General features: G+C 64.0%; 20 protein-coding genes. 9 read left to right on the top strand and 11 right to left on the bottom strand.

Annotation, left to right across the window (positions count from 1 at the left end):
• Positions 1 to 14: 14 nt before the first annotated feature.
• Genes IVA75_RS12305 through IVA75_RS12295 form a run of 3 tightly spaced genes read right to left on the bottom strand, consistent with a single transcriptional unit; the run spans position 15 to position 1,763 of the window.
• Positions 15 to 755: a di-trans,poly-cis-decaprenylcistransferase gene (locus IVA75_RS12305; protein ID WP_247285164.1), complete on the bottom strand. Its 741-nt coding sequence runs from the start codon at positions 753 to 755 to the stop codon at positions 15 to 17.
• 29 nt (positions 756 to 784) lie between these two features.
• Complete coding sequence (locus IVA75_RS12300) at positions 785 to 1,159, bottom strand: transcriptional regulator (RefSeq protein WP_007616058.1); 375 nt, start codon at positions 1,157 to 1,159, stop codon at positions 785 to 787.
• Positions 1,146 to 1,763, bottom strand: a complete 618-nt coding sequence (locus tag IVA75_RS12295) for a hypothetical protein (RefSeq protein ID WP_027566084.1) — start codon at positions 1,761 to 1,763, stop codon at positions 1,146 to 1,148. Before IVA75_RS12295 ends, IVA75_RS12300 begins: the two co-directional genes overlap by 14 nt.
• Before the next feature lie 201 nt (positions 1,764 to 1,964).
• Between IVA75_RS12295 and IVA75_RS12290 the strand changes: the two genes are divergently transcribed.
• Complete coding sequence (locus tag IVA75_RS12290) at positions 1,965 to 3,209, top strand: serine protease (RefSeq protein WP_247285163.1); 1,245 nt, start codon at positions 1,965 to 1,967, stop codon at positions 3,207 to 3,209.
• 76 nt (positions 3,210 to 3,285) lie between these two features.
• On the opposite strand, the gene IVA75_RS12285 is transcribed toward IVA75_RS12290, so the two are convergent.
• Positions 3,286 to 3,564, bottom strand: coding sequence for a DUF3551 domain-containing protein (locus IVA75_RS12285; RefSeq protein ID WP_247285162.1), 279 nt, complete (start codon positions 3,562 to 3,564; stop codon positions 3,286 to 3,288).
• A gap of 166 nt (positions 3,565 to 3,730) precedes the next feature.
• Positions 3,731 to 4,705, bottom strand: a complete 975-nt coding sequence (locus IVA75_RS12280) for a tripartite tricarboxylate transporter substrate binding protein (protein WP_027566087.1) — start codon at positions 4,703 to 4,705, stop codon at positions 3,731 to 3,733.
• A 125-nt stretch (positions 4,706 to 4,830) separates the two neighbouring features.
• Here IVA75_RS12280 and IVA75_RS12275 point away from each other — a divergent pair, with 125 nt between their 5' ends.
• The gene (locus IVA75_RS12275) at positions 4,831 to 5,250 is read left to right on the top strand and encodes a VOC family protein (protein WP_247285161.1); all 420 of its coding nucleotides are present in this window, start codon (positions 4,831 to 4,833) and stop codon (positions 5,248 to 5,250) included.
• A gap of 182 nt (positions 5,251 to 5,432) precedes the next feature.
• Entirely contained in the window at positions 5,433 to 7,013 is a 1,581-nt protein-coding gene (locus IVA75_RS12270) for an AMP-binding protein (RefSeq protein ID WP_247285160.1), read from the top strand.
• Positions 7,014 to 7,193: 180 nt separating this feature from the next.
• On the opposite strand, the gene IVA75_RS12265 is transcribed toward IVA75_RS12270, so the two are convergent.
• The 3 genes from IVA75_RS12265 to IVA75_RS12255 all read right to left on the bottom strand — a co-directional run bounded on the left by IVA75_RS12265 (position 7,194) and on the right by IVA75_RS12255 (position 11,323).
• Positions 7,194 to 8,288, bottom strand: a complete 1,095-nt coding sequence (locus IVA75_RS12265) for an HD domain-containing phosphohydrolase (protein ID WP_027566090.1) — start codon at positions 8,286 to 8,288, stop codon at positions 7,194 to 7,196.
• A gap of 264 nt (positions 8,289 to 8,552) precedes the next feature.
• Positions 8,553 to 10,835: a molybdopterin cofactor-binding domain-containing protein gene (locus IVA75_RS12260; RefSeq protein WP_247285159.1), complete on the bottom strand. Its 2,283-nt coding sequence runs from the start codon at positions 10,833 to 10,835 to the stop codon at positions 8,553 to 8,555.
• Positions 10,832 to 11,323, bottom strand: coding sequence for a (2Fe-2S)-binding protein (locus tag IVA75_RS12255; RefSeq protein WP_007616069.1), 492 nt, complete (start codon positions 11,321 to 11,323; stop codon positions 10,832 to 10,834). The genes IVA75_RS12260 and IVA75_RS12255 overlap by 4 nt, the downstream gene beginning before the upstream one ends.
• 307 nt (positions 11,324 to 11,630) lie before the next feature.
• On the opposite strand from IVA75_RS12255, the gene IVA75_RS12250 reads away from it, so the two are divergent.
• From IVA75_RS12250 to IVA75_RS12235, 4 genes are all read left to right on the top strand, one after another.
• Complete coding sequence (locus tag IVA75_RS12250; RefSeq protein WP_247359214.1) at positions 11,631 to 12,395, top strand: alpha/beta fold hydrolase; 765 nt, start codon at positions 11,631 to 11,633, stop codon at positions 12,393 to 12,395.
• 24 nt (positions 12,396 to 12,419) lie between these two features.
• Positions 12,420 to 12,755 (top strand): hypothetical protein, encoded by a 336-nt coding sequence (locus IVA75_RS12245; RefSeq protein WP_247285157.1) that lies wholly within the window; start codon positions 12,420 to 12,422, stop codon positions 12,753 to 12,755.
• Between the two features lie 159 nt (positions 12,756 to 12,914).
• Entirely contained in the window at positions 12,915 to 13,589 is a 675-nt protein-coding gene (locus tag IVA75_RS12240) for a dienelactone hydrolase family protein (RefSeq protein WP_247285156.1), read from the top strand.
• A gap of 140 nt (positions 13,590 to 13,729) precedes the next feature.
• Positions 13,730 to 14,212 carry a hypothetical protein gene (locus IVA75_RS12235; RefSeq protein WP_247285155.1) on the top strand — a complete coding sequence of 161 codons (483 nt, stop codon included), beginning with the start codon at positions 13,730 to 13,732 and terminating at the stop codon, positions 14,210 to 14,212.
• A 24-nt stretch (positions 14,213 to 14,236) separates the two neighbouring features.
• On the opposite strand, the gene IVA75_RS12230 is transcribed toward IVA75_RS12235, so the two are convergent.
• The 3 genes from IVA75_RS12230 to IVA75_RS12220 form a co-directional block, all read right to left on the bottom strand.
• On the bottom strand, positions 14,237 to 14,980 hold the full coding sequence (locus IVA75_RS12230; protein ID WP_027566096.1) for a polysaccharide biosynthesis/export family protein: 744 nt from the start codon (positions 14,978 to 14,980) through the stop codon (positions 14,237 to 14,239).
• A 276-nt stretch (positions 14,981 to 15,256) separates the two neighbouring features.
• The gene (msrA, locus tag IVA75_RS12225; protein WP_247285154.1) at positions 15,257 to 15,913 is read right to left on the bottom strand and encodes a peptide-methionine (S)-S-oxide reductase MsrA; all 657 of its coding nucleotides are present in this window, start codon (positions 15,911 to 15,913) and stop codon (positions 15,257 to 15,259) included.
• A 163-nt stretch (positions 15,914 to 16,076) separates the two neighbouring features.
• Positions 16,077 to 16,394, bottom strand: coding sequence for a hypothetical protein (locus tag IVA75_RS12220; RefSeq protein ID WP_007616084.1), 318 nt, complete (start codon positions 16,392 to 16,394; stop codon positions 16,077 to 16,079).
• A gap of 439 nt (positions 16,395 to 16,833) precedes the next feature.
• Here IVA75_RS12220 and rpsT point away from each other — a divergent pair, with 439 nt between their 5' ends.
• Both rpsT and dnaA read left to right on the top strand, forming a co-directional pair.
• Positions 16,834 to 17,100: a 30S ribosomal protein S20 gene (gene rpsT, locus IVA75_RS12215; RefSeq protein WP_007598259.1), complete on the top strand. Its 267-nt coding sequence runs from the start codon at positions 16,834 to 16,836 to the stop codon at positions 17,098 to 17,100.
• Positions 17,101 to 18,377: 1,277 nt separating this feature from the next.
• The gene (gene dnaA, locus IVA75_RS12210) at positions 18,378 to 19,790 is read left to right on the top strand and encodes a chromosomal replication initiator protein DnaA (RefSeq protein WP_026233035.1); all 1,413 of its coding nucleotides are present in this window, start codon (positions 18,378 to 18,380) and stop codon (positions 19,788 to 19,790) included.
• Positions 19,791 to 19,942: the final 152 nt, after the last annotated feature.

Genomic DNA, 19,942 nt, shown 5'->3' with positions numbered 1-19,942 from the left:
CTCGGTGCCGTGCGTCACACGCGAGAGAGTGAAGGCACCTCCTCGGGCACGATCGCCTGGAGGCCGCCAAAGCGGCGCTCGCGGCCGTGGAAGGAGACCAGAGCCGCGGCGAGATCGCCCGCGTCGAATTCGGGCCACATCCGCTCGGTGAAGTGCAGCTCGGCATAGGCGCCTTCCCAGAGCAGGAAGTCCGACAGCCGCTTCTCACCCGAGGTGCGGATGATGAGATCGACGTCGCGCAAACCAGCTTCTCCGGTGACGAGCTGCGAGAACGCCTCGCGGGTGAGACTCGTCAGCGCCGCTGCCTTTGCCGCCGCGTTGAGAATGGCGTCGCGCGCGGAATAGTCGACGGCAATGCGCAGATGAAGCGTGCTGCCGTGCGCGGTGGCGTCTTCCGCACGCGCAATCGCATTGGCAATGCCGTCGGGCAGACGGTCGCGGCGGCCGATCACGGTGAGGCGCACGCCGTTCTTGACCAGGCTCTGCACCTCGTTGGCGAGGTAAAACCGCAGAAGCGTCATCAGTGCGGCCACCTCGGCCTTCGGCCTCCGCCAATTGTCGGCCGAGAAGGCGTAGAGCGTCAGCGTGCCGATGCCCTGCTTGGGCGCGGCTTCGACGATGCGGCGGATCGTCTCGACGCCGGCTTCATGGCCGCGCATGCGCGACAGGCCGCGCCGCGTTGCCCATCTGCCGTTGCCGTCCATGATGATGCCGACGTGAAGCTTCTCGTTGCGGGACACAAGTTCACTTTGCATTGCAAAGTCTCCGGTCAAAAAAGGGGAAATCAGGTCGAGACGATACCGAGACGGCCGAGCGGCGCCGCCTCGCGGCCGGCGGCCTTGGCGGCGTCGCGCACCAGGCGTTCGAGCACGGCGAGATAGTCGAGGAAGCGGCGGCGGCCGGCCTTGGTCAGGCGGCAGGTCGTGTGCGGGCGATTGCCCTCGTAGCCCTTGGTCACCTCGACGAGGCCGGCTTCCTGGAGCACGGCGAGATGCCGGCTGAGATTGCCGTCGGTGAGGCCGCAGAGCTGCTTGAGATCGGCGAACGCCAGACCCTTCGGATGCGCCATCAGCGAGGTCAGAAGTCCGAGCCTCGCCTTCTCGTGGATCACGCGGTCCAGTCCTTCATAAGAAAAGGGTGCGCTGTCAATCTTCGACATCATGGTCTCCGGATGCGAAATACAGAATGCCCGCCATCACCGACTGCCCGATCACGAAGGGCAGGCCCATGGTCCAGGGCGACAGCGTGTGGGTTTGGCTCGCGAGCACCACCACCGCAAAGCCGGACATGAAATACCAGGCGCCGGCGAGCGCCACGGTGCGCGGCAGCGAGCGGACGGAGGCGAAAATGCCGAGCGACACCAGGATCTGCCACAGACCGGGCAGCAACCACAGCGTTTCGCCCGCGAACTTCCACATCACTACCGCAAGCAGAACACCGGCAACGCCTGCGGGCAGGAACTGCTCGACGGCCTGGTGGATCATCGCATCGGCGAGGCCCGAATGATGGCGGCGCGAACGTGCGCGCATCTCGATACCGATCGTCAGGCCGGAGAGCGCGGCGGCAATGAACCAGCCGAAGAAGAAACCGAGCGGCTCGCCGGTGGGATCATCGAGCAACCAGAATTGCAGGATTGCGGTGAGAAGCGCGACCGCACCGGTTGCCGCCATCGTCGCCGGGCCGTAGCCGCGGAATGCCGTGCCGGCCGCAATCTGGCTGCGGATCGCCACGATGTCAGCCAGCGCCTTGTCGAGATCGCGCATTGGCAACGCCAAAACCTCGTTCCGCCCATGCTTGCCGGGACTATCGATTCCGCTACTTTGTATCGCAAAGTATATCGGATTGCAAAGTAAAGGCAAGTCCCGAACGTCGCCTCTTGACACCGGACCTCGCCGGACAACTGCCGGTTGCGCGACACCTGCTCCCACAGATAAGATGCGCGCGAATGCGCTCCGGGGGAAAGTATGTGGCTTAAGTCATTCATCGTTGCGTCATTATTGCAGCTGAGCGTTGGCAGCGTTGCGCACGCGGCCGGGCCATTCGGCAGCGTCAAAATCGGCAACTGGGTTGGCGGCGCGTTCAGCAATGACGAAACGGGAGCCTTTTCGCATTGTGCCGCGACGGCGCCTTATGCCAACGGCGTCATTCTCGTCGTCGGCCAGAATACTGGGGGCTCGTGGATATTGAGCTTTGCGAGTCCCAGCTACCACTTCAAGCAGGGCGAGAACGCCGCGATCGACGTCATCTTTGACGGACAGGAGCAGGCCAGACTGTTCGCCACGGCCAACCAGACGAACATGCTCAGCTCCGTCATGCCTACCAACGTGGTACGAGCGTTTCAGAAGGCAAGCCTGATGGTCGCGACGAGCGGCCGCACCGTGCTGAATTTCGACCTGACCTCGGCCGGGCCCGTGATTGCGGCATTGGCCAATTGCGTCACCAAGGTGAAGGCCGACGGCCTGAACAAGGCCGGAGACTTTACGAAGGTCGCGGCAAAGCCGCAGGCCGCGCCGGACAAGCAGGCATCACCGCCGGCCAGCAAGTCCGCCAAAGCCAAAAGCGGTACGGGCTTTGTCGTGAGTGCCAGCGGACATGTCGTCACCAATAATCATGCGATCAATGGCTGCGTCGGCGACATCAGGGGCAATCTCACGGGTGAAGCCGGGATGGTTTTGCGCGTGGTGTCGAGCGACGCCAACAACGATCTCGCGTTGCTGCAGGCGCCGTCGACGACCACGTTCAAGGAGTTCGCCCGGATCCGCGACCGCTCGATTCGCTCCGGCGATTCCGTCGTCGCGATCGGCTTTCCTTTCCATGGATTGCTGACTTCGGATTTCACCGTGACGACTGGCATCGTCAGCTCGCTCAGCGGCATGCGCAACGATTCGCGTTTCCTGCAAATCAGTGCGCCGGTGCAGCCCGGCAATAGCGGCGGCCCGCTGTTCGACACCACCGGGCAGATCGTCGGCGTCGTTACGGGAAAGCTGGACGGATTACGGGTCGCCGCTGCGACCGGCAACATCCCCGAGAACATCAACTTCGCGATCAAGACCGGCGCGCTGCGCGACTTCCTCGACAACTCCGTGGTGCCCTACCAGACTGCCGAACCGAAGGGCGAGATCAAGACCACCGACATCGCCGGCAATGCGCGGCCCTATACGATGCTGATCTCGTGCAACGGCACGGAGCAGGCTGAGGCGAAGCGGTAGCGGCAACGCGAACGGCGTCTGCGCGGCCGCGGATGGCGCGAACGCGATCCGGGCTGCCAGTCAAACCGCGAGTTCCTCAATACGGCGCGACGGGACGCGCGCGCCGAGGCTGCCGCGGTTGCGGCAGGGACGATTGATCGTAGGCAACGAGCGGATTGGGCCCGCAGGCCATGAGCCGGCCGGACACACTGGCCTGACATTGTCCATAGGTGCTGTAGGTGCAATCGCCGGGATACTCGTACCCGCCACCCTGGGCACACCAGGGATAGTCGTGCGCCGCGGCGGGGGTGACGGCGGAGAAGCCGGCAAGGAGTGTCGCGCCGAGGCCCAGCAGAGCCAATTGCGTCTTGCGCATGATCCCAACTCCTATCCTCACAGCGCGAGATACGCGCCATATAACATCAGGTTTCGCCACGCCGTTTTATTCCAGATCGATGGGCGCTGACACGCAAGAAACCTTGATGCGCAAGAAAAAAGCCCTGCCGAACAGGCAGGGCTCCATCACGGACATCACGAGATCGCTACTCGACCTTCAGGCCGGCGAACTCGACGACCTTCTTCCATTTCTCGGTCTCGGCCTTGATCTCCTCGCCGAACGCCTCGGGCGTCTGCGCCCGCGGCTCGCCGCCGAGCTCGACCAGGCGCTTGGCCATGTCCGGCTCCTTTATCAGCGTGTTGATCTCGCTGTTGAGCTTGGCGATGATCTCCTTGGGGGTGTTCTTCGGCGCACCCATGCCGAACAGCGCGCTCGCCTCGTAGCCCTTCACGGTCTCGCCGATCGCCGGCACGTCGGGCAGCTGCGGCGAGCGCTCCGCCGTGGTGACGCCGATGGCGCGGAGCGAGCCGGACCGGATGTGCTGGATGATCGAGGGCATGTTGTCGAAGATCACCTGCACCTGGCCGCCGAGCATGTCGGTGATCGCGGGCGCGGCGCCGCGATAGGGCACGTGCTGCATCTTGCAGCCCGTCAGCGCCATGAACATCTCGCCGGACAGATGCACCGAGGTGCCGTTGCCCGAGGAGGCCATGTTGACCTTGCCGGGATTGGCCTTCACGTATTCGATGAACTCGGCGACGGTCTTGGCCGGCACGTCCTTGTTGACGGTCATCACGTTCGGTACACGCTGGAACGAGGCGACCGGCGCGATGTCGCGCACGAAGTTGAACTTCAGGTTGGTGTAGAGCGAGGCGTTGATGTAGTTGGCCGGATTGACCAGTTGCAGCGTGTAGCCGTCGGGTTCGGCGTTGACGACCGATTCGGTGGCGATATTGTTGCCGGCGCCCGGCTTGTTCTCGATCACGAATTGCTGGCCGAACTTCTCCGACAGCCGCTGACCGATCAGCCGCGCCAGGATGTCGGTGGCTCCGCCCGGCGGATAACCTACCACCCATTTCACCGGGTGGGTCGGGTAATCGGCGGCAAGGGCCTTCGACAGCGGGCTGGCTGCAAGCGGACTGGCGGCGAGCAGGCTCAGCGCGGTACGGCGAGTGATCATCTCAAGGGTTCTCCCAACGTGTTGTTCTTGAAGCCAGATAGCTTGAAAATGGCGTCGGCGCGGTTGTAACAAAGCTTGCCGCAGGCGGAAAGTGCACGGGGCGCATCACGACGAAAGGATAAGGCATGGCGGTCAAGGTCGAATCCCTCGATCATCTCGTGATCAACGTCGCGGACGTCGCAGTGACCGCCGCGTGGTACGGCAAGATTCTCGGCATGGAAGTCAAGGTGTTCGACCCCGGCGGCGGCAAAGCGCCGCGGACTTCGTTGCAATTCGGTAACCAGAAGATCAACGTCCGGCCGCGCGATGCCGACAACGTGGAGTGGTTCACCGCGGACCACCAGACCGCCGGCAGCGAGGATCTGTGCTTCCTCACCTCCGCGAGTCCCGACGAGGTGGTGGCGCATTTGAAGGCACATGGCGTCGCGATCGAAGAGGGCCCGGTTCCCAAGCAGGGCGCCCGCGGCACCCTGCGCTCGGTCTATTGCAGGGATCCGGATGGCAGCCTGATCGAGATTTCGTCGTATGAGGACGGTGGCCGGTAAGGCCAAGCCGCCTGCCCCACGCATCGTCATTGCGAGGAGCCCTTGCGACGAAGCAATCCAGACTGCCCCCGCGGGGGGATTCTGGATTGCTTCGCTCCGCTCGCAATGACGGCGGAGAGAGCAGGAAGACGCAATAATCAAAACGCAGCCGCCAGCAAGATGCAGGCTGCACGGGAGGACATATGCCGAATTCGCAAGCCGCCGCCGGAATCGTGGGCCCGTTCGACGGGCTCGACGTGCCCTGGCTGCTGAAGATGCGGGCTGAGGTGCGCAGCTCACATCCGTTCCTGATCTGGGCGCCGTTCGACGCGCCCGCGCGGCGCTGGAGCTATGGCGAGTTTCACGAGCGGGTCGGCGCGCTCGCGTCGGGACTGGCCAAGCGCGGCGTGAAGCCGGGCGAATATGTGCTCATTCATCTCGACAATTGCATCGAGGCGCTGCTGGCCTGGTTTGCCTGTGTCGAACTCGGCGCCATCGCGGTGACCACCAACACGCGCTCGGCACCGGCCGAGCTCGACTATTTTGCCGATCATTGCGGCGCGGTTGCCGCGATCACGCAGCCGGCCTATGCCGAGATCGTCGCGCAGAATTGCCGCAACATCCGATGGATGGCGGTGACCTCGCACGATTCGGGCGCGGCGCCCGCGAACCCGGTCTCACGCGGCGACAGCTTTGAGGAGCTGTTCGCCGACAGCGCCGACCGTCCCAGTCGCGCGATCGATCCGCGCGCGCCGTGCAGCGTGCAATACACCTCGGGCACGACATCGCGCCCCAAGGCGGTGCTGTGGACCCACGCCAACGCGCTGTGGGGCGCCAAGATCAACGCCGCGCACGAAGACCTGCACGCAAGCGACGTGCATCAGGCCTATCTGCCGCTGTTCCACACCAACGCGCTGGCCTATTCGATGCTGGCGACGCTATGGGTCGGTGCCACCTGCGTGATCCAGCCGCGCTTTTCCGCCAGCCGGTTCTGGCGCGCCGCGCGCGAGCACGGCTCGACCTGGACCTCGACGATCCCGTTCTGCATGAAGGCGCTGCTCGAGCAGGACATCCCGCGCGATCACAAATTCCGTCTGTGGGGCACCGCGATCAACGAGCCGCCGGCCTTCGCCGCCTTCGGCGTCAAGATCATCGGCTGGTGGGGCATGACCGAGACCATCACTCACGGCATCGTCGGCGAGATCGACCAGCCCAACATCCCGATGTCGATCGGCCGCGCCGCGCCGGAATATGAAATCCGCATCACCGACGACGACGGGCGGCCGACCGAAATCGGCGGCACCGGAAATCTCTCGATCAAGGGCATTGTCGGCCTGTCGCTGTTCGCCGAATATCTGCACAACGAGAAGGCGACCCGCGAGAGCTTCGACGAGCACGACTTCTTTCTCACCGGTGACCGCGTGGTGCGGCTGGAGAACGGCTACATCCGCTTCGCAGACCGCAGCAAGGACATGCTCAAGGTCGGCGGCGAGAACGTCGCCGCGTCCGAGATCGAGCAGGTGGTCGCACTGGTCCCCGGCGTGCGCGAGGCCGCCGTGGTGGCGAAGACGCATCCAATGCTGGACGAGGTGCCGGTCGTCTTCATCATCCCGCAGGGTGGCGTCGCGGGTGCGCGGCCTGATCTGCACGAGGCCGTGATGGCCGCCTGCCGCGCCGGCCTCGCCGACTTCAAGGTGCCGCGCGAGATCCGCTTCGTCGACGACATGCCGCGCTCGACGCTGGAGAAGGTCGCGAAGGCGGAGCTGAGGAAAATGGTGGGGTGAGGGCACATCGTCGTCCCGGCGAAGGCCGGGACCCATACCGCGTGATCTAACAATGACGCGCAGTGCCTGTACCAAACGAGGAGTCGTCGCCAAACCACTCCCTGTGGTTATGGGTCCCGGCCTTCGCCGGGACGACACCGAGCGTGTTGTGCTAGCGCCGCAAGATTCGCGACACCGACTTCAGAACGACCCCAGCGCCACCGGGCGGAAGGCCTGCAAGAGCTGCTGGTCCAGCTTGCCGCCCATGCCTTCCATCATCGTAAACGCGCGCGAGTGGGTGAAGGGCATGCGATAGGCGCGCTTCTCCACGAGTGCCGCGTAGATGTCGACGATCGTCGTGACCCGCACGATATCGCTGATCTGGTTCGACGAGAGATTGTTGGGATAGCCGGAGCCATCGAGGAATTCGTGATGATGCAGCACGACGTCCAGCATCTCCGGCGGGAAGCCGCCTTGGGCTGCGAGCGCGTCATAGCCGCGGCGCGGATGCTGGCGGACTTCGGCCATTTCCTCGTCGGTGAGCTTGCCGGGCTTGTCGAGCAGCGCGGAGGGAACGAACGCCTTGCCGACGTCGTGCAGCAGCGCGGCACGGGTCAGCCGGCGCTGGTCGTCCTCGCGCATGCCGAGGTGCTGGGCGAAGGAGACCGCAAATCCGGTCACGAACAGGCAGTGGCGGTAGCTGCCGACATGGTGGCAGCCCACCGTGGTGAGCCACTCGCGCAGCGAGGAGTGCTTGATCGCCTTCAGGATCTTGCTCTCGGCGGCGATGACGTCGTCGAAGGTCAGGGGCACGCCAAGCGGCAGCTTCTCGAACATCTTCTTCAGCACCGCGTGCGCGGCCTCGACGCCGCGATTGAGCGTCTTGCCGCGATCGGTCGCGTCGTAGACGGCGGTGTCGGGGAACGCCGCACGGATGCGCTGCAGGATGTCCTCGGGCTGAAGCGGCCGCGAGATGGTGTCGGTGGCGCCCAAGGCCCACGCCTGCATGGTGCCGTGATGCAGGGCGTCGGCAAGCACGAACAGACGAGGCATCGCGCGATAGGCATCGCCGCGCAGCTTGTTGCGCACCCGCTGCACGCTTTCGGGCGAGCGCAGATTGATGTCGACCACGAGGCCGGAGAGATCGCGCGAGGGCTGCTCGGGGATCTCCTGCGTCGTCACTGTCGCGACGTCGCCAACCGCCTTGAGGATGCTGGCGAGTTCGGTGCTCTCGTCGCTCCGGTCGGAGGCGAGCAGAAGCCGGCGTTTGGCGGCGGGTTTGGCTGAGGCGTTCATGGCTTCCCCAAGAGCACGGGCGTGTTTCGGGCCAAAGCCTAAGCCGGATCAGGTTCTCCGGCCCTTAAGAGGCGTGCTCAATGGAACCCTGCGGAATCAGGGACAATTTTACGGAGTTCGCCTCTCCGAGCGGTTCCAATCAAAAACGTCGAAAACAACCCCATGCACAGTAGAGATGTGCTTGCAAACACAGAGCTTTTTTAACGACAAATCCGCCGGGGGCTGCCCCCGGCGGATCATGTCAGGTCACAATCGCAACCAGCCTTACGCCTTCATCGCGCTCTTCACGGCTTCGGCGGTGATCGGCAGGGCCCGGACGCGGGCGCCCGAGGCGTTGAAGATGGCGTTGCCAATTGCGGGGGCAATCACCGTCACCGCGGGTTCGCCGACACCGGTGGCCTTTTCGCCATTGGCGATCACGGCGATCGCGACCTCCGGCACCTGGCTCATGCGCAAGGGCGTGTAGCTGTCGAAATTGGTCTGTTCGATGCCACCATCCTTGAGCGTCGCCTTCTCATACATCGCCAGCGACAAGCCCCACAGCGCCGCGCCCTCGACCTGGGCACGGATGTTGTCGGGATGCACCTGCGTGCCGACGTCGGTGGCGACCGTGAGCTTCTTCACGGTCACCTCGCCCGACGGCGCGACGGCGACATGGGCAACGCAGGCCGTCCAGCTTGCGGTCGCGCGTTCCTGCGACGAGACGCAGGCTACGCCCATGCCCTCACCTTTCGGCAGCTTCCTGCTGCCGTAGCCGGCAAGGCCCATCGCGGCGAGCAACGTGTTGCGCAGCCGCTGCGCGCCGCCGTCGTTCTTGCCGGCGCCGTCGAGCAGCGAGATGCGGAACTGTGCGGGGTCCTTGCCCGCCGCCGCCGCGATCTCGTCGATCATGCTCTCGACCGCCCAGAAGGTCCAACCCGGCGCGACCGAGCGGAGCTGGCCGGACGGCGTCGCGTTGTGCGCCATCTCGTTCTTGATCGCGCGCACATGATGGTTGGGCACGGTGTAGAAGAAGTCGGCCCCGTTCACCGTGAAGGAGTCGAGCGGACCCTTCTTGTCCACCGACGGCGTCAGGAAATCAGGGATTCCCCAGCGCGCGGTCGGCCAGGCCGAAACCACGTCGTGGCTGAGCGCGACGAGCTTGCCGTCGCCGTCCACGCCCGCCTTTACTTTTTGATAGGTGAGCGGACGCGAGAAATCCATCGTCATGTCGTTCTCGCGCGTGTAGATCACCTTCACCGGCTTGCCGATGGCCTTCGCTGCCTGCACCGCCGGAATCATCATGTCGGCATCGAGCCTGCGGCCAAAGCCGCCGCCGAGCCACATCTGGTGCATGACGACGAATTTTGGATCGATTCCGGCCGCACCCGCCGCGATCGCACCGGAGCGCGTCGCGAACTGGTTGCCGGAATAGATGTGCAGGATCTCACCCTTGAACTCCGCCGTGGCGTTCATTGGCTCCATCGGCGCATGGATATTGATGCTGGTGGTGTACTCCGCCTCCAGCACCTTGGCCGCCGTGCCGAACGCCGCCGCGGGATCGCCGTCCTTGACGAAGAACTGGCCGGAATCCTCCTGCTTCTGAAGCCGCATGGCCTCGTCGAGCAGCGACTGGCTCGACACTTTCGCGTTCGGACCGCCGTCATAGGCGATCTTGAGCGCCTGCGCCGCCTTCTTGGCGTTGGCATAGGTGCTGGCGACCGCGACGACCCAGCCCGAGGTCGTTCCGGTCTTGTCGTCGAGGGTGACGGCCTTGATGAAGCCCGGCACTTTCTTGGCGGCGCTATCGTCGACCGACTTGACCGTGGCGCCGAAGCGCACCGGCGGCGTCACCACCGCGCCATAGGCCATGCCCGGAATCATCACGTCGATGCCGTATTTGGCCGTGCCATTGGTCTTGGCGGGGATGTCGAGTTGCGGCACCGACACGCCGATCATGGTGTATTGTTCCGGCGTCTTCAGCTTGATTGCCTTGAGCTCGTCCGGTGTGAAGGTTTTTGTCGCCTTGCCGCTCTTGACGACATCGGCGAACGACATCGCCTTCTTCGACTTCGGATGCGAGATCATGGAATCGCGCACCACCAGTTCCGACGCAGGCACGCCCATCGCGGCGGCCGCGCCTTCCGTCAACGCCATCCGTCCGGCGCCTCCGGCGCGGCTCATGGCCTCGAAGTTCATCATGGTCGACCAGCTGCCGCCGGTGATCTGCGCGCCGAGCACGGGATCGTTGAACTTCGGATCATTGGAGGCGAGCTGAACCCGCATGTCGCTCCATTTGGCGCCCAGCTCTTCGGCCACGATCTGCGCCATGGTGGAGGCGATGTGCTGGCCCATGTCGGCCTTGCCGCAGGTGACGGTGACGAGACCATCGGGCGCGATCGCGTACCAGACACTGGGCTCGAAGTTCTGGGGCGCCGCGAGCGCCTCACCGATGCCGGGCACGCCGGCATAACCGAGCACGAGGCCGGTTGCCGCGGTGCCGACCAGGAATGAGCGGCGGCTGAGATCTGTCGTTTCGGCTGTGACGCTCTTGATGTGCTTATTCATGTGGGCCTCCGCTCGTTGCCGGAGGCGGATGCGGTGCGCATCTCGGTTGCGGCGCGCATGATTGCCTTCTGGATCCGCGAATAGGTCATGCAACGGCAGAGATTGCCGTCCATATGTGCCACGACCTCTTCCTTGGTCGGGTTGGGATTTTTCGCCAGCAGCGAGGCCGCCTGCATGATCTGCCCAGACTGGCAGTAGCCGCATTGCGGCACCTGCTCGGCGATCCATGCCTTCTGCAAGGGATGGTCGCCCTTGGCGGCGAGGCCTTCGATGGTGGTGATCTTCTTGCCGGCGACATCGCCGACCATGGTCTGGCACGACCGCACGGCTTCGCCGTTGACGTGCACGGTGCAGGCCCCGCACAGGCCGGCACCGCAGCCGAACTTGGTGCCGGTCATCTGCAATTGCTCGCGGATCGCCCAGAGGAGCGGCGTGTCGTTCGCCGCATCCACGGACAGACTCCGCCCGTTGATGGTGAGAGTTGGCATAGGCGTCTTCCCCTGCCGGTGCATGAAGCCGCTTACGGCGGCAACTTGTATTGGCGGACGCCCACCGGGCCGGCGCCAGCTTTGGCCGCAAGAATGATCGCGTTCGAGCGCGGAGGCAAATGCAATTTGGAATCGATCAAAACAAACGCGGCGCGCGCATCTTGTGCGTTGCAAGAACAGCGATGATGCAGCGACTGAACGCAACAGAGTGCACGCCAAACATGCAGGCCATCGCGGCACGGCGGTTTCCTCCGAGTAACCCGGCGCGTTAGGATGGGTGAAGAAACGAGATAACAAGAGGCATGCAATGGCTGGGATCGATCGGGACGGCGTCAAAATCTACTACGAGGTCCATGGCGACGGGTCGCCGCTGCTGCTGACCCACGGCTACTCATCAACCTCGGCGATGTGGCATGGGCAGGTCGAGGCGCTTGCCAGGGATCACAAGCTGATCCTGTGGGACATGCGCGGTCACGGCCAGTCGGATTATCCCGACGATCCCGCCGCCTACAGCGAAGCGCTCACGGTCGGCGACATCGCGGCGATCCTCGATGCGGTCGGCACTGAGCGCGCCATCATCGGCGGGCTCTCGCTCGGCGGCTACATGTCGCTTGCCTTTGCTCGCGCGCATCCAAAGCGCGTCCGCGCGCTGCTGATCATCGACACCGGCCCGGGCTTCAAGAAGGACGACGCACGCGAGGCCTGGAATGCGCGGGCGCTCGCCACTGCCGACAAGTTCGACCGCGAAGGGCTCGACGTGCTGAAGGCGGCGACGCGCGAGCGCGCCACCGCGCGCCATCGCAATGCCACGGGATTGGCGCTCGCCGCACGCGGCATGCTGACCCAGCGCGATGCGAAGGTGATCGAGCTGCTGCCGGAGATCAAGGTGCCCAGCCTGATCGTGGTCGGTGCCGACGACACGCCGTTCCTCGCCGCGTCGGACTACATGGCCGCGAAAATTCCCGGCGCGCAAAAGGTCGTGATCCCCGCCGCCGGACATGCCGTCAACATCGACCAGCCGCAGGCTTTTGTTGACGCGGTGCTGCCTTTCCTGAAGAACTTGCCGGAATAGGACGATCGGACGGGAACACAGGCAATGAAGCGAGCGATGTTGGCTGCAGGCGCGGTGTTGCTTTCAGTATCCGCGCAAGCCGAGCAGTTCGGCGGGACACCACCCCGCCTGCCCTTCGTCGCGACCTTGTCGAACAACACGCCGCTCGCCTTCGGCATGGATGCCGGGCAGACCGCGCGGGCGCTGGGGCAACCGCTGCAATATGTGCGCGGGCGTCCCGGCAACGAGATCTATCTCGCGCTTCGCAACATCGGCGGCAGCGGACTGATCCCCTACCGTCACCGCCTGTTCCTGCAGTTCCGTCATGGCCGGTTGGCGGGATGGAAGGAGGACTATGGCGAGAACTGGATGTGGGAGTAGGTGGTTCTCCTCATGGTCAGGAGGCGCGAAGCGCCGTCTCGATCCATGCAGGCCCGCCTCTCGCAGCTCGGCCTTTCATCCTTCGAGACGCGCGCAAGAGCGCGCTCCTCAGGATGAGGAGAAAGAGTGAATTCGTGACAACCAACAAGGACAACCCCCGTGGGACAAGACATCAAGCTGACGGCCTCCGACAATTTCCAGCTCAGTGCCTATCGCGCTGACCCCGCGGGCACGGCGAAGGGCGCGGTGGTGGTGATCCAGGAAATTTTCGGGGTCAACCATCACATCCGCTCGGTCTGCGATCGCCTCGCCGGGGAAGGCTATGTCGCGATCGCCCCGTCGATCTTCGACCGGACCTCGCCGGGCTTCCAGTCCGGCTACACGCCCGACGAGATCGCGGAGGCGCGCAAGTTCGTCGCCAGTCCGGATTGGGACGCGATGCTGCGCGACACCCAGGCGGCGATCGATGCGGTGAAGAGCGTCGGCCCGGTCGGCATCATCGGCTTTTGCCTGGGCGGCAGCGTCGCCTTCGTCGCGGCGACACGGCTGTCGGGCCTGAAGGCCGCGATCGGCTACTACGGCGGCGCCGTCGTGCGCTTTGCCGATGAGACACCCAAAGTGCCGACGCAGCTGCATTTTGGCGAGAAGGATGCCGGCATTCCCCTGACCGACGTCGAAACCATCAAGACGAAGCGGCCGGACGTCGAGGTCTTCGTCTATCCGGGCGCGCAGCACGGCTTTCACTGCGACGAGCGGGCGAGCTACGACAAGGCCAGCGCCGACATCGCCTGGCCGCGCAGCATAGAATTTTTCGCCAAGCACTTGAAATCGTAGCGCGCGCGGCTCGCTGTCATTCCGGGATGCGCCGACGGGCGCACGCCCGGAATGATGAAGAGAGCAGGAATCGGGTGGCTGCATCCTGCCGCACGGCGATAGAGCTGCCTGATCAAGCCAACCCACGCCTGGAGATCGTGATGCAGCAAGCCAATACGAACATCGTCATCCGCAATCCGTTCGGCACCATGGACGTGCCCGCGCTTGATGATCGCGACGTCATGGATTATGCCGCAATCGCAGGGCTTGCCGGCGATGCCGCCGACGTCAACGCGGCGGCGTGGGCAAAAATCGCGGCACAGTCAGACCCGCTCGACGGCATCTGGGCCAGCCGCTGGAATGGCGGCGCAGATCCGACCATTGCCGGCGATACGCCGCAAGCCTGGAAAGAAGGACGCGCTGAGGTGCGGGTCACAGGCGAGCGCATCTTCCTGCGCTTCGACTGGGACCATGGCCGCCGGCACGGGCTGATCGATGCGGCGCGCGACGGCGGGGATCGCCTGGTCGGGAAATATATCAACCTAACCAATCCGGTGATTACACGGCCATGGGTTGGGCTGGTGGTCGACGCCACCAGGATCGACGGATGTTTTCCGAACGGGCGGCTGGATTTCAGGCGGTGAGCTAGAGCTTCGCTCGAAAGCGCTCTAGAACCAGCGCTCGCCGACGAACACGGTGTCGCCGGGGCTCAAGGGGGTGCCAAGCGGCACCACGGCGCGCATGGCGCCGCCGGCTTCAGTGTGTGTGACGGTGACCACGTCGCGCTTGGCGCGGGGCGAGAAGCCGCCGGCAATCGCGACGGCGCTTTCGACCGTCATGTTCGGCACATACGGATACTGGCCGGGCGCGGAGACTTCGCCGAGAATGAAGAACGGGCGATAGGCCTCGATCTCGACGGCGACCGAAGGTTCGCGGATGTAGCCGTTGCGCAACCGCGCGGCGATCTCGCCGGCAAGGCCCGCCGGGGTACGGCCGCGTGCCGGCACGCCGCCGATCAGCGGCATCGTGATGGAGCCGCCGGCGTCGATCGCGTAGCTGTTGGTGAGACCTTCCTGGCCATAGACCACGACGCGCAGCCTGTCGCCAGCGTCGAGATGGTAGGAGGAATCGTACCGGACCGGCGCCGCCATCGGTGCGGCATAACCGACCGGCATGGGCGCAGGCGAGGCAAAGGAATTGCTGAGTGCTGCGATGGCTCCGCCGCCACTGCCGACGACGACCGGCTGCGGCGCGTTGTACGGCTGGCCATAGGCCATCGAATCGAGATCGGCGCGCGGCTGCACATAGGCGACGGGACCAGCGGTTTGCATGCAGCCGCCAAGGGTCAGCGCGGCGGACGCTGCCAGGGACGCTGCCGAGATCGACAATCGAAACGCGCGTGCAACCGGCACCGGACTTATCCCTCGAAACGAGACAGATCCAGTGATGCACCGGTTATGGTTAATAAAGCGTTGAGAGCCGCGTGGCGCGACAGCAGCGTGAGCAACGGGGCATGTGCGCTCCCTCTCCCGCTTGCGGGAGAGGGTTCGGGAGAGGGTGTCTCCACGATGGGACTGTCCCCCAGAGGATAGAACCCTCACCCGGCGCGCGGGACGATGCTTCGCATCGCCCGGGGACGCGCCGACCTCTCCCGCAAGCGGGAGAGGTGCACCACCTTCGCGGCTGGCTTACGCGCTCACACCGACACCGATCGGGCAGGACACGCCGGTGCCGCCCAGTCCGCAATAACCGGCGGGATTCTTGGCCAGATATTGCTGATGATAGTCCTCGGCAAAGTAGAATTCGCCGGCGGATGCGATCTCGGTGGTGATGGTGCCGAGACCTTTTGCAGCAAGCGCCTTCTGATAGAGCGCCTTCGATTGATCGGCCGCTTTCTTCTGCGCGTCTGAACAGGTGTAGATCGCGCTTCGATATTGCGTGCCGACGTCGTTGCCCTGACGCATGCCCTGCGTCGGGTTGTGGCTCTCCCAGAACGTCTTCAACAGCTTCTCGTACGACACCTTGTTCGGATCGAACACGACCAGCACCACTTCGGTGTGACCGGTGCGGCCCGAGCAGGTCTCTTCATAAGTCGGGTTCGGCGTGTGGCCGCCGGCATAGCCGACAGCAGTTGTGTAAACGCCCTCGCCGAGCTCCCAGAACTTGCGCTCGGCGCCCCAGAAGCAGCCGAGCCCGAACACCGCCTGCTCGAGGCCGGCGGGATAGGGCGGCTGCAACTTCGTGCCGTTGACGAAATGGGTGGTCGCGGTCGGAATGGCTTGCGCACGGCCGGGCAGCGCTTCCGTGGCGCTCGGCAATGCGGTGGTCTTGCGCATGAACAGCATGGACGGATCTCCGGGAACGAGCTGTGCCTCGCCTGAGCCAAGGCGATGAGCCAAGCGCTCAGGCGGCGTGCTCGCGATCAGTTGGGAATATAGGTCTTTACGCGCAAAGGGGCAGCCCTGTTACGTCGTCCGCGCGCCGGTTCGAGTCGCGCGAATTGAAAGCTCAATCCCGGGAATAGCCGATCAGCGGCTTGCGCGGGCGGAACAGGATCATCAGGAGGATGCCGAGAATGCCGAGGACGGCGAAAACCGGCTGATCCAGCACCAGGCGGATCACCGAGGTCCAGAGCCAGGGCGCCTTGGCCTCGACCCAGGTCCGGAATGCCGTCTGGCTGGCCTGATTGATGTCGTTCCAGAACTGGCCGAAGCGGGTGAACCGCAGGGTCTGGTCGGCGACCCAGCGGGCGCCGTCGTAGACCATGAAGATGAACCCGCCGGCGAGCAGCAGCAGCCCAATCAGTCGGAAAAAGCCGCGGATCATGCCTCACCCTTTATAGTCGTCCGATCGGACGACCCTCGGAACGCCGCCAGCCAATACAAGGGAGACGGCAGAAATTCAACCTCTTCAGGGCGTTACGGCATTCATCCCCACCCCAAGAGGCTGGTTGTCCAGCCCGGGAAAGCGTTGACGGTGCCAAAGACCCTCTCTATAAGGGCGCCAACTGGCGGCGGGCGCAATCCTGCCGCCGCTGTTCTTTGAGCAGTTGCAGGCTCTTTTGGGCTTACAGGCTCTTTGGGGCTTAGAGGCTCCTTGAGCTGAGAGGCTCTTTGGGCCTCAGAGACAGCCGCAAGGCCGTCGCTCTTGTTCCAGGAACAGCCTAGCAACCGAACACCCTAATTCCGAGCGTCGATTACGCGGTCAAGCAAGCCGGCGCTACCCGACCAAGACGCGACCGGTACCCGCAAAGGACATTGAGACCATGGCCAATACCACTTCCGCCAAGAAAGCGACGCGCAAGATCGCCCGCCGCACCGCAGTCAACAAGTCGCGCCGCACCCAGATGCGCGGTGCCGTGCGTAATGTCGAAGAAGCGATCAAGACCGGCGACCGCGCCGCAGCCGTGACGGCGCTGGCGAACGCCGAGCCCGCCTTGATGCGCGCCGCGCAGCGAAACATCATTCATAAGAACAATGCCAGCCGCAAAGTCTCGCGGCTCACCGCGCAGATCGCCAAGCTCGCCAAGTAAGCTCGCTCAGTAACCTCGCGAGTGATCTAGCAGCATTCGTTCGATCGGACGATCCGGTCGCACATCGCATACGTCAAACAGCCCGGCATCACGCCGGGCTTTTTTGTTGCCTGCCATATCCACGCAAGCAGTCACGCGCCGAGCGACCTTCGATCGGAGGATTGCGGCGTTTGCACCATGATGTCCCGTAGTTCTACCTGCGAATGATTTTGCAACAGCGGAAACTTCCACCGCGGTGCAAAAGACCCTTGCGAGGCGGGCGCAAGTTGAATTCGCGCGCCTGCGAGTTCTGCACACCGTAGTTTCCCCGGATCGCGTCACGCGATGGAGTTACCCTGTGAAACGAGACTCAAAAAACGATGGCTAGCTAACCACTTATCGACATAGTGAGGCCAAGCATTTGGAAAACTCGTCCGCGCGTCGCGCGCGTGACGCTTTTGTAAAAAATTTTTGGCGGTGGCGGAGAATTGTCACATGAAACGTGGCGTCTTCGATTCTGTGCACGAATCCAAAAACTTGCTCTGAAGCCTGTGCACAAGTCCGCGTGGCGTTAACGCAGATCAAGATTTTTGATGCCTCAAGTGTGAATCAATTCCGTTGCGAGTCTTTCCGCATAGTGTATTCCTTAAGACGTCAGCGGCGCCCACGATCTTGAGACCAGCGCGGTATCGGAAACGGGGCGAGCGTGCAAATCGGCGGCGATGTGCACGTAGGCGGCGCTTCAACAAGCGATTGTCGGATCAAAACCCACAGCAATGTGGGAACGGTAGCTCTTTGTCTGAATGTCTCCAAGCGGGATCTTTCTCTCGCGCTTAAGAGGCATCTTGAAAGCTGCCCCGACAGGCATGATGGCGAGGCCGAGCGGACTAGTACACGGGCAGGCATCCGATGACGACGCGGGTGTCGTTTGGACACGCAGGACCTTGTCGCGAGCAATCACGGCAGGACGGGGAGGTATCATGTCTTACGAACTCAACGCGGTATTGAAACACATTTCGACTTCCAGCATTTCGACTTCCAGCGATGCCGTTTTAGATTCGTCGGACACCAAGCCTCCCGCGTGTCACGGAGCGCCGAGTACGCGCTGACCTCGCGACCCCTCCATCTCTAGACATTGCTGATCGGACGCGGCGTTTCCGCCGAGCGGTCGAGCCATGCCTGCAGGTGAAATCGCTTGAGGTCCCGCCATTGCAAATAATCCTGGGCAGGTATTGCTGGCAGGAACTCTGCATGGCGCTCACCACGCAACCTTATCTCTCAAGAAAAGTTCTCAAATGATGACAACCCCGGAACAGGATCGCTGGTCACGCGTGAAGAGTCGGCTGCGCTCGAACGTTGGCGAAGACGTCTATACGAGCTGGTTTGCGCGCATGGATCTGGAAGGCGTCCAGGACGAGAGCGTGCGTCTGTCGGTGCCGACCCGCTTCCTGAAGAGCTGGATCCAGGCCCATTATGCCGAGCGCGTGCTGTCGTGCTGGCAGGCCGAGATGCCGGAAGTGCATCGCATCGATCTCACCGTGCGCTCGGCCGTGCGCCCCGTTGTGCAGCAGAAAGAAGCGCCCGCGCCGGTCGAAACGCGCCGCTCGCCTGCGCCGGAGCTGCGCTCGACCGCGACCGCGCCGGTCTCGGCCAATCACGATGCGCTCGGCGGTTCGCCGCTCGATCCGCGCCTGACCTTCGCAAGCTTCGTCGTCGGCCGTTCCAACACGCTGGCGCATGCGGCTGCGCGTCAGGTCGCCGAGGGTCGTCGCGGCGATCCCGTCATGTTCAATCCGCTCTACATCCATGCGGGGGTCGGCCTCGGCAAGACCCATCTCTTGCAGGCGGTGACCTGGGCCGGCAATTCCGGCAACGAGCGCAAGGTGCTTTATCTCACCGCCGAGAAATTCATGTACGGCTTCGTCGCCGCGCTGAAGACGCAGACGGCGCTCGCCTTCAAGGAAGCGTTGCGCGGCATCGACGTGCTCGTGATCGACGATCTCCAGTTCCTGCAGGGCAAGTCGACCCAGGCCGAGTTCTGTCACACGCTGAACGCGCTGATCGATGCCGGCCGCCAGGTCGTGATCGCGGCCGACCGTCCGCCGTCCGATCTCGAAAGCCTCGACGACCGCGTGCGCTCGCGGCTGGCCGGCGGCCTCGTGGTCGAGATGGCCTCGCTCGGCGAGGAGCTGCGACACGGCATTCTCAAGTCGCGCGTCGCCGCGGCCCGCGCCCATCATGCGACCTTCGAGGTGCCGGAGGAGGTGCTGACCTATCTGGCCCGCGCCATCACCCATAACGGCCGGGATCTCGAAGGCGCGATCAACCGCCTGCTCGCGCATTCGAAGCTCAACAACCGGCCGGTGACGCTGGAGATGGCGGAGCACGAGGTGCGCGACCTGATCCGGCCGCAGGAACCGAAGCGGATCAAGATCGAGGACATCCAGCGCGTGGTGGCGCGGCAGTATAATGTCAGCCGCTCCGACCTCCTGTCCTCGCGCCGGACCGCCAACGTGGTCCGTCCGCGCCAGGTGGCGATGTATCTCGCCAAGACGCTGACCCTGCGATCGCTGCCGGAGATCGGCCGCCGCTTCGGCGGGCGCGATCACACCACGGTGCTGCACGCCGTTCGCAAGATCGAGGCCCTGGTTTCCAAGGACACGGCGCTGTCGGACGAGGTCGAATCGCTCAAGCGCCAGCTTCAGGAATAAACGCCTAGGTCTTTCCCCTTCCCTCGCGCCGCCCCGGCCATGCCTGGGGCGGCGGTCTTGGTCCAGCTGGGCGCCGGCCCGGTCTTTGCCGGTAAATCGTGGGGAACTGTCGCGCAATCCCTTGAAACGGATGACTTTACGCGCCACCTTGC

Origin of the sequence: Bradyrhizobium sp. 134 (assembly GCF_023074155.1) — a bacterium.
Lineage (GTDB): Bacteria > Pseudomonadota > Alphaproteobacteria > Rhizobiales > Xanthobacteraceae > Bradyrhizobium.
This window is presented reverse-complemented; position numbering and strand designations above follow the sequence as displayed.